The sequence below is a fragment of the Paenibacillus ferrarius genome, from assembly GCF_002027705.1.
Lineage (GTDB): Bacteria > Bacillota > Bacilli > Paenibacillales > NBRC-103111 > Paenibacillus_E > Paenibacillus_E ferrarius.
Map to the genome: position 1 here is coordinate 206,048 of NZ_MBTG01000004.1, position 13,509 is coordinate 219,556.

The following is a 13,509-nucleotide window of genomic DNA, read 5'->3' on the forward strand; positions in this document are numbered from 1 at the left end:
GATGGACCAAAACAGCTCAGCTTATGACATGAAGGCTGTATGGGAGGGAAGAAACATGAGCATAACAGATGTAACACGAGAGAAAGACCGCAAGCTTGGCGAAATCCTGCGCGGCATGGGCCGTGTATTGATTGCCTTCTCCGGAGGCGTGGACAGTACATTCGTCCTCAAGCGTGCGAAGCAGGAGCTAGGCGATCAAGTCCTTGCCGTTACTGCCGCATCCGAAACATTCCCATCGAGGGAATTCGATGCAGCTGTCGAACTTGCTGAACAAATCGGTGTCCCACTGTATCAAACAGAGGTCAAGGAATTGGAGAATGCGAACTTCGTCGCCAACAATCCGGATCGTTGTTATCATTGCAAAACGGGACTTTATTCTCACTTGCAGGATCTAGCCAAAGAGTTAGGTTACCCTTATATTTTGGACGGCTCTAATATGGACGATCTCGGTGATTATAGACCGGGACTCCAAGCCAAGAACGAGCAAGGCGTTCGCAGTACGCTGCAAGAGGCTGGCATGACCAAGGATGAGATCAGACAGCTTTCCAAAGAATTGGGTCTTCGCACTTGGAATAAACCATCTTTTGCTTGCTTGTCTTCACGGATTCCTTATGGAACGCAAATTGAGAAGTGGAAAATTGACCAGTTGGATGAAGGGGAATACTTCTTATCCCAGCTCGGTCTGTATCAAGTACGTGTGCGCCACCACGAAAAAATTGCCCGGATTGAAGTCATGCCGGATGAAATACATAAGGTCGTGGAACATCGTGACGCCATTTACGAAAAGTTCAGCAAACTCGGCTTTACTTACGTGACGCTGGATTTGCAAGGCTACCGTACAGGCAGTATGAACGAAGTACTGTCCAAAGAAACCAAAGATAAGGTGAAAGAAGCATCCCTATGATGGACTTAGAAAAGATTTTAAAGCTCGTCCAGACAGGCGACCTGGACGTAGAAGAAGCCAAAAAGCAAATCATCAAGGATGGCGCGGGCAATGGCCCCGGCAACCTTGATCTTGGATTTGCTCAGCTCGATATCGATCGCGAGAAGCGAACAGGCTTCCCCGAAGTCATATTCGGGGAAGGCAAGACCGCCGAGCAGATCGAGACGATCTTCCGGCGGCTGACGGAACATACCGATCGCGTGCTGGCTACGCGGGTCGACGCCGCCAAGGCCGCCCATGTTGTCGCTGCCGTGGAAGGCGTCACCTACCACGAAACTGCCCGGTCGCTCACTTGGTTCAAGCGACCGCTGCTGAAGGTCCACGACGGCTACATCGCCGTCGTGTGTGCAGGGACCTCCGACCTCCCCGTGGCGGAGGAGGCCGCTCTTACAGCTGAATGCCTGGGCAGTCACGTTGAACGGGTGTTCGACGTGGGTGTGGCTGGCATTCACCGGCTTTTCCGCCGGCTGGAGCTCATTCGCGGTGCTAACGCGATTGTCGTCGTGGCCGGCATGGAAGGCGCACTCGCCAGCGTAGTTGGCGGGCTCGTCTCCAAGCCTATCATCGCTGTGCCGACGAGTATCGGCTATGGCGCTAATCTCGCAGGTGTCGCGCCCTTGTTGTCCATGTTGAACAGCTGCTCGCCAGGTATCTCCGTCGTCAATATTGACAACGGTTTCGGAGCTGGCTACTATGCAGGACTCATCAACAAAAATATGTCGAAACGAGTGTGAGACCTCACAATGCGTATTTTATATTTGGACTGCTTTTCCGGTATTAGCGGTGATATGACTCTCGCCGCTTTAGTGGATGCAGGAGCAGATCGAGCTTACATTGAAGAAGAACTAACCAAAATCAAGCTAGAGCCTTACATCTTGGAATGGAAACGCGTCGTCAAACGCGGAATTTCCGCACTTAAGCTGGATGTTATTTTAGACCCCAATCATCCGCCTAAGCACCACCGCCATTACTCCGAAATCGTAAAAGTTATTCAAGCTGCCGGATTCAACGAGCGAGTTACCGCTCTCAGCTTAGCTATTTTCGAGAAAATCGGTATTGCAGAAGCCAAAATTCACGGTATTTCCGTTGAAAAAGTACATTTTCACGAAGTCGGAGCCATTGATTCCATTGTTGATATTGTTGGTGTTGCTCTAGCCGTAGATTCCTTGCAGGTAGAACGCATCTTCGCTTCACCAGTGCCGCTTGGATCAGGAACCATCCATATCGACCATGGCACTTATCCAGTGCCAGCTCCGGCGACCCTGGAAATGATGCGAGGCTTACCAATTGCTTCAACTACCTACAGCCTAGAAATGACTACGCCAACGGGTGCAGGCATCATATCCGGTATCGTGGACGAATTTTCCAAAAGCTTTCCTCCGATGATCGTAGACACAATCGGCTATGGAGCAGGCACAAGAGATTTGCCTAACCAACCAAATGTCCTGCGTGTAGTAGTTGGAAAAGTAGATCCTTACATTGGCAAATGGCAAGTAGGCCATGAACATCTTGCACAAGAGCATAGCCACAGTCATGGTCATACGCATGACGACCATCATCACCATCATGAACATACTCATGCTCATGCCCATCCACATACGCATTCTCATCAAACAGGAGCTGTCATTCCGGGAGCTCACCAGTAATCACAGCAAAACGCCTCTTCCTGAACACAAACAGGAAGAGGTGTTTTTTAGTTTAACAGCATGAATTTCATCCTGACCTCTTCATAAACAACCTTCAATGGAACATGATACTCCTTGGCAATTTGCTCACACTCTTTAAATTCAGGGGCATATTGCACTAACTTTCCTTGGTGATAGCCGACTTTTACCGTTAGCATCCCCCACTGCGTCTGAACTTGTTTGAAATCTCTAGCCAAGCGATGACAAGATGCATGCATATACCTTATGCCTAGCGTCGTCGTCTCACTAAAAATGACACCTTCCACAGCAGATAAAAGCCTCTCCTCAACAAGCACATTCAGCATAACGCCAGGTCGGCCTCGCTTCATGATAATGGGTACGACATAAACATCATTCGCGCCAACCTCGAAGAGCTTGTCCATAATATAAGTAACCCACTCTGGGTTCATATCATCCAAATTTGCCTGAATTAACAACATACTGTCATCCACATGCTCATCCTTATGATTAAAACTCATTGTCCTCACCTCTTAAAGGCATCATAGCAAAATTCAGATAACAACGAAAGATAAGGGGATAAACATACCACGAAGAGTACATCCTAAGAACTAACATTTCAGGAAGGATGATAGAGATGAAAAGCAGACCGTTTTGGTCGCGGGTTCTTGTAATTAGCTTCCTCCTATCAGCAACCGAATCCGGGACTTTTACAGGCAGTTGGACATCCCATGCGGCTGTAACTGACCAATCACTTACGCAAGCTCCGTCAAAAGCTCCAATCAACCTGAATGCAGAACGAAAAGAGCTCTTTGAGAAAACAAGCCTCTTATCCGGCATTCCATGGACATATCTGGCTGCCGTAGATCAGTATGAAAGAACAATGAATATCGCCAAAAAAAGGCCCGAACGCCAAGGGGTTATCAGTATTTACTTTCCAGAGTCGGAATGGGTTGGGTTATTAAATCCAAACCAGCAAGATACGGATCCAAAGAGCATCTCCTTCTTTCATGGCTTTGGTCGAGATGGCTCTGGCGATGGGATAGCAGATCGAAACAATGATTTAGATCTGCTTGCAGCCATGACTTCACTAATGACCAAAAACGGCAGCGATAAAGAGAATTTACAAATTAATCTATGGAATTATTATCAAAACTCGCGAAGCGTTGAACGTATCACACAATTCTCCTCCATCTATGCAGCTCTTGGCACACTCGACGCGTCCGAACATGCATTTCCGTTGCCTGTGAGCGCAGATTACTCGTATCGCAGTACATGGGGAGACAGCCGAGGGTGGGGGGGACATCGCTCCCATGAAGGAACCGATTTATTTGCCAGATACGGCGTTCCTGTAAGAAGCACCTGTTACGGCATAGTCGAAGTCAAAGGCTGGAATCCCTACGGTGGCTGGAGAATTGGAATTCGGGATGTAAACAATATCTACCATTACTACGCCCATCTTTCAGGCTTTCAAAAAGGCATCAAAGAAAATGACATCGTAAAACCTGGTCAAACGATCGGTTGGGTAGGCAGTTCTGGGTATGGAAAACCTGGTACATCCGGTAAATTTCCGCCTCATCTTCATTTTGGACTTTATCGTGATAACGGGCTTACAGAATGGAGCTTTGATCCTTATCCTTCACTACGTAAATGGGAACGTGAAGATCGAAACAAAAGAAAAAAATAAGCCGATCCTCATGGTTTCGGCTCTTTTTGCAATTCCACAGAAGGTGAAGTAGCAGTGCCTGCACTGGGTAATTGCGGTAGAGATATACTCGGTAAACTATTGTCCTTGTTGCTGCCTACAGGATTCCCCTTGTTATCATAATAATAAGTGGGAACATCCCCAACGACCAAAGAGTAAGATATTGGAATTTCGGTTTCTACAATCTCAGTATCTGAATCAAAAGGAATAATGACAGATACCTCCGCAATAATTCGTACATATACCTCGAACATCACCATATTAATTCCCGCATTTTGCGAGCGTGTGTTTAAGTCCACCTTCACACTTCCCACCGGCAGCAGTCGAATCGGAATATCCGGTCCAAATGATGAGAGAATGGCACTATTCATCGCCTGCCCAACAGGAATATGCTCAGAAATACTTTGCAAATTGCTGAGTTCCCCTTGCACCGTTTTAATCGTATCCGATGTAATACGCATATGTTCATTGTAATTGAGCATGAAGCCGGTAATCTTTCCGTTTTTATCCATCTTCCAATCAATTAACTGCTCCGCATTCGTACTCCCAGCCACATGATCCGCAATAGCCGTATTAATAGCTTGAGTCGCAATCTGCTTTATGCGCACTTTTGCCAAATTCATCAATGGCGGCCTAAGATTTCGTTCCACGAAAATAAAAAACTGCACACCAAATAAGACAAAGATGAGAAGAGTAATCAACAGCACCTTTTTGCGGCTGGTTTTCCCTGTAGGCCTGCTTCTCCACCGTCGCCTTTGCAGCATCCCGTTCCCTCCCCTGACCTGCCCGTTTTCATTAGTACTACCTTATGCGGACATGAAGTGAAAAAGAAGACACGTTCCCCCGATAAAGCCTTTCCTTGTTGTTTATCTCTGCATTGCCTCTTCGGCTTTCTTTCTTGTTCATATTCCAATAGCAAAAATGTTGACATTTCACTCCCCTTACAACTAACCTCCAATTTCATCGTTACCTAAGTGTCCCTCTTCTGAAGCATGGGTTATTGTTCATTATCTTTGCTCAACGGTCTGGTGCATTAGTCTGGGGCTTGTCTGGGGCACTGCTTTGGGGTACTGCTCTGGCGCATTGCTCTGAGGCACTGCTCTGGGGCACTGCTCTGGGGCACTGCTCTGGGGCACTGCTCTGGGGCACTGCTCTGGGGCACTGCTCTGGGGCACTGCTCTGGGGCACTGCTCTGGGGCACTGCTCTGGGGCACTGCTCTGGTCACTTCTTTGGGGCAGTGCTATTGGGTACTGCTCTGGGACACTGCTCTGGCGCACCCTCTGTTGCCTTGCCCAGCACTATGTTCACTATCCCCACCACTCAGTTATATAAGTTCAATTACTATCAAGAAAATTCCCTATTCACTTGATAAAAAACAGAATATTTAGTATAATAAAATTAAGAACAAGTGTTCTATTTATAAATTTTAAGGGGGATGCTCATGGATTTTTCTTCTATGTCTTTAGAGCAATTTCATGTCCATTTCCCCACTGAATTCGCATGTGTGGATTATCTTTTCCATACGAGGTGGCCGGCAGGCTTCCAATGTCCGCGTTGCTCTCATCCTCAAGCATATGTAACGACTACGCGACGACTTCCGCTTTATGAATGCGGTCACTGTCACTTTCAAATCTCTCTTACTTCAGGGACCATCATGGAAGGCAGTCGGACAGAACTTCGTAAATGGCTGACAGCACTTTTCCTTGTTTCACGGAAGGATAAGGGCACAACGGCCGTTGAGCTTTCCAATATCATTCAAGTTACATACAAAACTGCATGGCTTATCTTACATAAAATTCGTTCTACAATTCACAATTCTGATATTCTCACTCCGCTTACAGGCGCCATTTGTGTGAATTCTGCTGTTTACGGACGCCCCTATAACCCTACTGTTAATAAACACCCGAAAGAGCATCTACTTCTTATCGCTTCTTCCCTTAATGAGGATGATGATTCTACCTCTCTCAAAATAAAGCACATCATTCCCACAAATCCAAAAGTAAAACATATTTCCCGCTCCGACATTATCACTTTTCAAAATGAACAGATTGATATAGCTGCATATTCTATTGATATTGTAACTGGATTCTATACGCCTAAACGTCTTCGCCCTCTACTCAAATTCACAAAACAAGCAAGCCAATGGATCAACGATACTTTCCACGGAATCGGCGCCAAACATCTACAAATTTATTTAGACGAATTCTGCTTTCGATTCAATCTATCTTCCAGAAACCTTCCCCTATTCCCCTGTTTAATCGAACGCTGTTTTAGACTTTCCTAGTAAATAGTAAGAGCTAATGACATGTTTTATGTTGACCCTTCTGGTTAGAAATCAGGAAAAAAATCCTCCCTCCACTAGAATTAACACACATGTTTACTATCAGATTTGCATTTACTTGCTAACTTTTTAATTAAACTGATTTAATTTTCTTCTTTCCCCTCATTTATGGCTTCTTACTTTCTTTTTTTCGTTTTTCGTTTTTCGTTTTTCGTTTTTGTCCATGTTACCTCTTTATCGATACCACTCGATTCGATTTTTTGTTTTCTATTCTGTGGTCTGTGGTCTGTGGTCTGTGGTCTGTGAATCGTGGACTTTGGTATTTGTTTTTGGTTCTTCAAGTTCGATTTTTGTTTTTCCTCATATCTTTTTATTATTAATTTTCGTTATTCGTTATTCGTTATTCGTTATTTCTACATTTTACGTTCTTCTTTTTCTTCGATGTCTACGTGTTTCATCTTCTTTATTTCTCTGCTTCTCATCCTATTCTTCCTCATCTTCCTCCTTACTTTCTCTTCTTCCGCTCTTCGGTATCCTCATGACCTTCGTATTCTGCCTTCTCCTCTGCCTCATTCACAGTTTCCTCCTCTGTCTCATCCTCCGATTCCCTTCTTTGCTTCCTATCCTGCTTTTTCCTCTGCCCTCATCCCCGGCTGCCTTATTTGGCTTACTATCCTGTTTTCTCCTCTGTCTCATCCTCGGCTCCCCTCCTTTGTTTCCTATCCTGCTTTTTCCTCTGCCCTCATCCTCAGCTTCCCTCTTTTGCTTCCTACCCTGCTTCCTCCTCTATCTCATCCTCGGCCTCTCTCCTTTGCTTCCTATCCTGCTTCCTCCTCTATCTCATCCCCGGCCTCTCTCCTTTGCTTCCTATCCTGCTTCCTCCTCTATCTCATCCCCGGCCTCTCTCCTTTGCTTCCTATCCTGCTTCCTCCTCTATCTCATCCCCGGCCTCTCTCCTTTGCTTCCTATCCTGCTTCCCCTCTGCCTCATCCCCGGCCTCTCTCCTTTGCTTCCTATCCTGCTTCCTCCTCTGTCTCATCCCCGGCTTCCCTCCTTTTTTTCCTATCCTGCTTTTTCTTCTCCCCTCATCCCCGGCCTCTCTCCTTTGCTTCCTATCCTGCTTCCTCCTCTGTCTCATCCCCGACTTTCCTCCTTTGTTTCCTATCCTCCTTTTTCCTCTGCCCTCATCCCCAGCTTCCCCTCTTTTGTTTCCTATCCTGCTTCCTCCTCTATCTCATCTCCGGCCCCTCTCCTTTGCTTCCTATCCTGCTTCCTCCTCTGTCTCATCCCCGGCTTCCTTCCTTTGTTTCCTATCCTGCTTCCTCCTCTATCTCATCCCCGGCTTCCTTCCTTTGTTTCCTATCCTGCTTCCCCCTTTGCCTCATCCCCCTGGCTTGCTCCTTTGCTTTCCTATCCGCTTCCTCTTCGGCTTCCTCTTCCTCTTCTACTATCTTGCTTAGTATTTAACTTACTTTCTCCTCATTTCGCATTTTTTGCTTTGACGGTTGTCTGCGAGTAGAAACTGAGCCTTAGGGATAGTGAGTACAGGTATTTGTATCCCAGACAAGTGATCGGGGTTGGACGCCCTCGCCCCATTCCCTGCACCTTAATCACCCGAAAATTTGCTTGCCTCTGCGCTTTAATCGGCTTACACTTGTAAACCCAAAGTTCCGGTACTTTTATGCTTCTGATGACAAAGATGAGACAGCCCCTCGAAAAAAAACAGACCCACTCCCAGAAAGGGCAATAGGTCTGTTGTTGTGTTTAAAATGCAGGTACGCGTGATTGCGTACTAGAGGATGCTGCTGCGGTCACACCTGTAGACACGGATGGAGCAATTGTATCCAGCGTAGTGGCGACAGGCGCATAACGCTCCATAATTAAGCTCGTTTTGAGAACGTCGGACTCCACCAGCCATCCTTTGGAACGGAGTAAGTTAATTAAATCGGTACGCACGCTTGTTGCTTCACTAAGGCTGTCTGTTTTGAAGGAAGCCTCGACGATATCTTCGGTCCCTGTTTTGGCGGCGTTTAGTATGGTCCAAATCTCAATGTCGAGCTCCAAGTCTTTGTAGGTTCCCTTGTATCTTTTGAAATCCACGGGACCATAAATCACGGCATTATTCAACTGTGTTGTTCCCCACCCATTGCTGGTCCAGTTCTTGAAATTACTAGGTGCATTAGAAACGGACACGGAGCGAGAGGTAGCCAGGTTAGGGGCATTCAATCCGTTGCCGCTATAGCCGGAAATTGTTACATCTTTTTCATATTGAACACTTAAGGTCTGTTTGCTAAAGGTCCAATCGACTTGGAATTCAAAGCCGGAAGATGAACTATCCAGGCCATCGCCTGCTGCGGTTGTTAGGGCTGCGTTGATATCCCCATTTGAAACTGGGTATCTCTTTTTGTACTGAATCTGGTGTGTGCTTTGGTCGCTTCTTTTGCGAATACGATCACTCCAGCCTTGACCTTCCATTGTACGTGCTGCTGTATCCATGTACTGAACACGGTAGCTTTTTGCGGACGAGCCTGTGGAAAATTGGCTGCGAACGCTGCTGACCAAATTATGACTGGCATCTGCTACGATCGCCGGAGCTAGATTGAGCTTGACCTCGTAGTTGGGCGTACCATTTGCCGCTGAAACTGGTTGCGGCGAGAACATCCCCCCTGTCAAAAGAACGGCTGCTGCGGTTGTTACCATAACGAGTTTGGATGTTTTGCTCAAGGTTTGTAACATTCTCTCATCTCCTATGTCTACCTGGATTATTTGAACTTTTCGATTAGATTAATAACGATCCATAATAAGTTGTGTTTTCAGAGAATCCTGTGCGAGGAACCATCCTTTGTTCTGTAAATAGGTAATCAATTCATCATGTTTGGCCGATGCCGTAGTTTGACTGGTTGTTTTGAAGGAAGCTTCGACGACATATTCTGTACCCGTACCCGCTGCGTTCAGAATTGGCCATACTTCGATATAAATTTTCTCTCCACTCCATGTGCCGATAGAACGCTTGGCGAGGACTGGCCCATAGATACGCGAGGAAGAAAGCTTGCTTGTCCCCCAGCCACTGGATACCCAATTATTAAATTTATCCGGCGCATTATTGATCAGCAAACTCCGTGAATCGCTTTGGTTCGGTAAATCCATTCCACTATAGCCGGACTTGCTGCCCGTTTTATTCCGGGTAATACTTAGCGTTTTCTTCTGATATCCCCACTCAATCTGTGCTTCATATCCAGTATCGCCTGAATTGAAGCCTTCTTGATTAGCTAATGTCAATGCTCCATTGATGTCATTGCCAGTCACAGCATAACGTTTTTTGTAGCTGAGTTCGAAATCATTCTCGCCCTCGGTTTTGCGAATACGCGGACTCCATCCGTTGTTATAAATGTCCTTCGCATTCGTATCCAGAAATTGGACATTCATCTTGGTGACTGTGTCCGGCATGCCAAATGCGGTCTTGACGCTGCTTGTGAGCTTAAAATCGGATCCAAGAACAACGCTTGGATTCAGAAGAAGCTTCACTTCGTAATCCGGCACCATGTTGCTTGCTGCTGCTGCTTGCTGGGGTGCCCCGCCAAAGCCGGCCAGTAATGTGGTTCCAACTACTGTGGCCATGACGACGTTCAACACGTTTTTCTTTAACATCAATTCATCTCCTCTGTTTTCTGGAAAAGTTTTCCCTACAGACTTGAGATTAAGGTAGATTTGTCATTGGATTATCATCTGTGCGTGTATTTTTTGTAAATATGATCAGTACGAACGAACTGAATCACGCAAGTAATCAAAGAAACTATCAAAAACAGAAGAACGAATCCGATCCTCGTTATATGTGAAATAGATGTACCGCTTAAAAGGATTTTGCGGTATGGCACGATAAACCAGCTCTTCTCGCTGCAGTTCTTTGGCAATGGCCATTTTCGAAATGACGGATATACTGTCCCCGGTCAATACGGCTTGTTTAATGGCTTCCAAAGAGTCCATTTCCATAATAGGTCTAAGCTCGATCCCCATGCTTTTCGCCCATTTCAAGGTCATCGTGCGTGTACTTGATTCTTGGCCATGCAGGATGAAGGGAACATCTTTTAGAAATTCGGGATGAAGTGATTCATATCTGGACATGCGGTGCTGGGGGTTAAAGAAGAAAACAAGCTCGTCTTCACATAAGGTTTCGCCAATCAGAGGAGCCCATTGAAAGGGTTCAGCGGACATAACACCAATATCGATTTCGTGATTCAGCAGCATCTCTTGTATAACCGGAGAGGTTCTGACGGTCAATGAAATGGAGATATGCGGAAATTTTTTCGAAAATGCGCTGAGAATGCTGGGAAGCACGTAGGTGCCAGGTACATAGCTGGCTCCGATCTTTAGATGTCCGCTCCCTCTCTCATCAAATTCTTTAACAACTCTTTCCGCTTCTTGAGCAAGTGCATTTATTTTCTTGGCATAGTGATTGAGCGATTGACCCGCTTCTGTCAAATGAACTTTACCCGCTTTGGAATAAAATAAGCTCACGCCAAGATCCTGTTCCATGCTTTTCATATGAAAGGAAACTGTTGGCTGTTTCAGCCCTAAATGCTCAGCCACGGTTGTAATTCGTTTGTATTTATCCAATAGTTCAATGATTTGCAGCTTAATCAGATTCCAATTCATCGAGATCAATCTCCTTTAAATTACGTTTGGGATCATTATAGAAAAAATCTATGCACTTGAATAGATTACAAACAAAAACTTAACAATCTATTTACTTTGCGTTGACACTCTGCTGATTATAAGGCTCTAAACTGAAGTTGAGTTCCTAAGAACGGAAGGATGCCTAAAATGCCTTTACACCTTAGCGGTATCAACAAAACTTTTGACGGATCACCTGCCCTGAAAGACATTCATCTCACCCTATCAAAAGGTCGATTTACAACCTTGTTAGGCCCCTCAGGATGCGGCAAAACAACGCTGCTTCGCATTATCGCCGGTCTGGAAACGCCGGATGAGGGAGATATTCATATCGGAGATGTTTGCCTCTTCTCGAAAAAACGCAGGATTAACCGCCCTGTTCACCAACGCAATTTCGGTATGGTCTTTCAAGACTTTGCCCTTTGGCCGCACTTAACAATTCTAGAAAATGTGGCTTTTGGACTTAAAGCTCAGGGAGATACAACCAACTGGCGCAATCGATCGATGGAGGCCATCGAATTGGTTCAATTGCAAGGCATGGAAAAGCGCTATCCGCACCAACTTTCCGGAGGTCAACAGCAGCGCGTGGCCCTGGCCAGAGCGATTGTTGTCCGTCCACAGCTCGTCCTTTTCGATGAGCCCATGAGTGCCTTGGATGCTCTCCTCCGAGAAGAAATGCGGGTTGAGCTTATGAGGCTGGTTCGCCAAATTGGGTTCACAGCTGTTTATGTCACGCATGACCAAACAGAGGCTATGTCGATGTCCGATGAGATCGTCGTCATGAAAAGCGGCCACATTTTACAAAAAGATGTGCCCGAAGTGATTTACAGGAAACCTACACACGCTTTTACCGCCCGCTTTATCGGCAAAACGAATTGGTTGGAAGCGGACAAGCGTCTGGTTCGTCCCGAGCATGTACGATGGATGCCATCGACAGAGAATGACCTTGCTTATTCCGGCGTGGTGCAGGCTGTCAGTTACATCGGCGAGCGTTATGAAGTCACTGTACAGTTGGAAGATGGTCATGTATGGATGGCTTATCATCCAACACGCCTAGCAATAGGAGATCAGGTAAAGCTTTATATTTCGCAAGATCAGATTCATCAGCTGTAAATTCATAAAACTCAGAGAGGGTGTATGTAAAATGAAAACAAAAATGAGGAAATCGTTTCATGTAAGCTCTTTGGCACTAATGACTGTTCTAGTAGGTGTTAGTTTAACCGGTTGTGGGACAGCCAAAACAACTTCCAATGCCAATCCAACTGCATCGACCCCTGCCGCGGCTACTACAGCTGCCACTGCGACGCCAACACCTGAAGCAAAGAAACTAAGCGGTAAAATTGTTGTATACAGCGCAGGTCCAGCAGATTTGGCAACAAAAATTCAAAAAGGCTTCACAGCCAAAACTGGCGTTGAGATCGAAATGTTCCAAGGAACGACCGGTAAAATTTTAGCTCGTATGGAAGCAGAAAAAACAAATCCGGTTGTTGACGTTGTCGTCTTGGCCTCCCTTCCTTCCGCTATCGGAATGACGAAAAGCGGACTAACGCTTCCTTACAAAGAGGCGAAAAATGCTGACAAGCTTATCCCAGCTTATTCCGATAAGGATGGCAACTATTTTAGCTACAGCCTCTCCGCGCTAGGGATTGCCTACAATACAAAAACCGTTACGACTCCTCCAAAGGAATGGAGCGATCTGACGAAGCCTGAGTGGAAAGACAAAGTAAATATTCCCGATCCAGCTCAATCCGGCTCTGCTCTTGATTTCATGACAGGTTATACAAATAAAAACGGTGATTCCGCATGGGATTTGTTCGGTAAAGTAAAAGCCAATGGAGCTATTATTGCCGGAGCCAACCAAGAAGCTATGGACCCTGTCATTTCTGGAGCTAAAAGCATCGTTATGGCTAGCGTGGATTATATGACTTATGCTTCCAAAGCAAAAGGCGAGCCAATTGATTTGATCTATCCGGCGAGCGGAACCGTTATTTCCCCAAGACCTGCGATGATTATGAAAACAAGTAAAAATGTCGACAGTGCAAAGGCCTTTATTGAATATCTGCTCTCCGATGAAGCTCAAAAGATGGTCACAGATGCTTACTTGCTTTCCGGTCGCAGTGATATCCAGATACAAGGAAGAATGAGCGCGAAAGACATTCCTACGATTCAAGTGGACTGGAACTGGATGAATGACAACCAAGCCGCAGTTACACAGAAGTTCACCCAATTGTTCAAAAAGTAAGCGCCGGACGGGGATGACTGCTA

General features: G+C 46.0%; 13 protein-coding genes. 7 read left to right on the forward strand and 6 right to left on the reverse strand.

Annotated features, from left to right (window positions below):
• Positions 1 to 55 precede the first annotated feature (55 nt).
• From larE to larC, 3 genes are read left to right on the forward strand one after another with little or no spacing between them, the layout of a single operon-like run.
• The gene (gene larE, locus BC351_RS06310) at positions 56 to 904 is read left to right on the forward strand and encodes an ATP-dependent sacrificial sulfur transferase LarE (protein ID WP_079409875.1); all 849 of its coding nucleotides are present in this window, start codon (positions 56 to 58) and stop codon (positions 902 to 904) included.
• Positions 901 to 1,677 (forward strand): nickel pincer cofactor biosynthesis protein LarB, encoded by a 777-nt coding sequence (gene larB, locus BC351_RS06315; protein ID WP_079409876.1) that lies wholly within the window; start codon positions 901 to 903, stop codon positions 1,675 to 1,677. The genes larE and larB overlap by 4 nt, the downstream gene beginning before the upstream one ends.
• A 9-nt stretch (positions 1,678 to 1,686) precedes the next feature.
• A complete protein-coding gene (larC, locus tag BC351_RS06320; protein ID WP_079409877.1) occupies positions 1,687 to 2,589 on the forward strand; it encodes a nickel pincer cofactor biosynthesis protein LarC in 903 nt (300 codons plus the stop codon).
• A gap of 47 nt (positions 2,590 to 2,636) precedes the next feature.
• Here the strand turns inward: larC and larC2 are convergent, their stop codons facing one another.
• On the reverse strand, positions 2,637 to 3,107 hold the full coding sequence (larC2, locus tag BC351_RS06325) for a nickel pincer cofactor biosynthesis protein LarC2 (protein WP_079409878.1): 471 nt from the start codon (positions 3,105 to 3,107) through the stop codon (positions 2,637 to 2,639).
• 116 nt (positions 3,108 to 3,223) lie between these two features.
• On the opposite strand from larC2, the gene BC351_RS06330 reads away from it, so the two are divergent.
• Positions 3,224 to 4,273: a M23 family metallopeptidase gene (locus BC351_RS06330; RefSeq protein ID WP_425270903.1), complete on the forward strand. Its 1,050-nt coding sequence runs from the start codon at positions 3,224 to 3,226 to the stop codon at positions 4,271 to 4,273.
• A gap of 8 nt (positions 4,274 to 4,281) precedes the next feature.
• Here BC351_RS06330 and yunB read toward each other — a convergent pair whose 3' ends face one another.
• Positions 4,282 to 5,055: a sporulation protein YunB gene (gene yunB, locus BC351_RS06335; protein ID WP_244208899.1), complete on the reverse strand. Its 774-nt coding sequence runs from the start codon at positions 5,053 to 5,055 to the stop codon at positions 4,282 to 4,284.
• 678 nt (positions 5,056 to 5,733) lie between these two features.
• Between yunB and BC351_RS06340 the strand changes: the two genes are divergently transcribed.
• Positions 5,734 to 6,576 (forward strand): transposase, encoded by an 843-nt coding sequence (locus BC351_RS06340; protein WP_158081991.1) that lies wholly within the window; start codon positions 5,734 to 5,736, stop codon positions 6,574 to 6,576.
• Positions 6,577 to 7,489: 913 nt separating this feature from the next.
• Here the strand turns inward: BC351_RS06340 and BC351_RS06345 are convergent.
• The 4 genes from BC351_RS06345 to BC351_RS06360 form a co-directional block, all read right to left on the reverse strand.
• Positions 7,490 to 7,711: a hypothetical protein gene (locus BC351_RS06345; RefSeq protein WP_079409881.1), complete on the reverse strand. Its 222-nt coding sequence runs from the start codon at positions 7,709 to 7,711 to the stop codon at positions 7,490 to 7,492.
• 626 nt (positions 7,712 to 8,337) lie between these two features.
• Positions 8,338 to 9,309, reverse strand: coding sequence for a hypothetical protein (locus tag BC351_RS06350; protein WP_208629626.1), 972 nt, complete (start codon positions 9,307 to 9,309; stop codon positions 8,338 to 8,340).
• 48 nt (positions 9,310 to 9,357) lie between these two features.
• Entirely contained in the window at positions 9,358 to 10,221 is an 864-nt protein-coding gene (locus BC351_RS06355; RefSeq protein ID WP_079409882.1) for a hypothetical protein, read from the reverse strand.
• 105 nt (positions 10,222 to 10,326) lie between these two features.
• Positions 10,327 to 11,226 carry a LysR family transcriptional regulator gene (locus BC351_RS06360; protein ID WP_079409883.1) on the reverse strand — a complete coding sequence of 300 codons (900 nt, stop codon included), beginning with the start codon at positions 11,224 to 11,226 and terminating at the stop codon, positions 10,327 to 10,329.
• 168 nt (positions 11,227 to 11,394) lie between these two features.
• Between BC351_RS06360 and BC351_RS06365 the strand changes: the two genes are divergently transcribed.
• Together BC351_RS06365 and BC351_RS06370 are read left to right on the forward strand one after the other, a co-directional pair.
• Entirely contained in the window at positions 11,395 to 12,357 is a 963-nt protein-coding gene (locus BC351_RS06365) for an ABC transporter ATP-binding protein (RefSeq protein ID WP_079409884.1), read from the forward strand.
• A gap of 31 nt (positions 12,358 to 12,388) precedes the next feature.
• Complete coding sequence (locus tag BC351_RS06370) at positions 12,389 to 13,486, forward strand: ABC transporter substrate-binding protein (RefSeq protein ID WP_079409885.1); 1,098 nt, start codon at positions 12,389 to 12,391, stop codon at positions 13,484 to 13,486.
• The last annotated feature ends 23 nt before the right edge of the window (positions 13,487 to 13,509 follow it).

Excerpts from the sequence above, each read along its gene's own strand:
- larE (WP_079409875.1), top strand. The coding sequence starts at position 56 with ATGAGCATAACAGATGTAACACGAGAGAAAGACCGCAAGCTTGGCGAA.
- larB (WP_079409876.1), top strand. The coding sequence starts at position 901 with ATGATGGACTTAGAAAAGATTTTAAAGCTCGTCCAGACAGGCGACCTG.
- larC (WP_079409877.1), top strand. The coding sequence starts at position 1,687 with ATGCGTATTTTATATTTGGACTGCTTTTCCGGTATTAGCGGTGATATG.
- larC2 (WP_079409878.1), bottom strand. The coding sequence starts at position 3,107 with ATGAGTTTTAATCATAAGGATGAGCATGTGGATGACAGTATGTTGTTA.
- BC351_RS06330 (WP_425270903.1), top strand. The coding sequence starts at position 3,224 with ATGAAAAGCAGACCGTTTTGGTCGCGGGTTCTTGTAATTAGCTTCCTC.
- yunB (WP_244208899.1), bottom strand. The coding sequence starts at position 5,055 with ATGCTGCAAAGGCGACGGTGGAGAAGCAGGCCTACAGGGAAAACCAGC.
- BC351_RS06340 (WP_158081991.1), top strand. The coding sequence starts at position 5,734 with ATGGATTTTTCTTCTATGTCTTTAGAGCAATTTCATGTCCATTTCCCC.
- BC351_RS06345 (WP_079409881.1), bottom strand. The coding sequence starts at position 7,711 with ATGAGACAGAGGAGGAAGCAGGATAGGAAGCAAAGGAGAGAGGCCGGG.
- BC351_RS06350 (WP_208629626.1), bottom strand. The coding sequence starts at position 9,309 with ATGTTACAAACCTTGAGCAAAACATCCAAACTCGTTATGGTAACAACC.
- BC351_RS06355 (WP_079409882.1), bottom strand. The coding sequence starts at position 10,221 with ATGTTAAAGAAAAACGTGTTGAACGTCGTCATGGCCACAGTAGTTGGA.
- BC351_RS06360 (WP_079409883.1), bottom strand. The coding sequence starts at position 11,226 with ATGAATTGGAATCTGATTAAGCTGCAAATCATTGAACTATTGGATAAA.
- BC351_RS06365 (WP_079409884.1), top strand. The coding sequence starts at position 11,395 with ATGCCTTTACACCTTAGCGGTATCAACAAAACTTTTGACGGATCACCT.
- BC351_RS06370 (WP_079409885.1), top strand. The coding sequence starts at position 12,389 with ATGAAAACAAAAATGAGGAAATCGTTTCATGTAAGCTCTTTGGCACTA.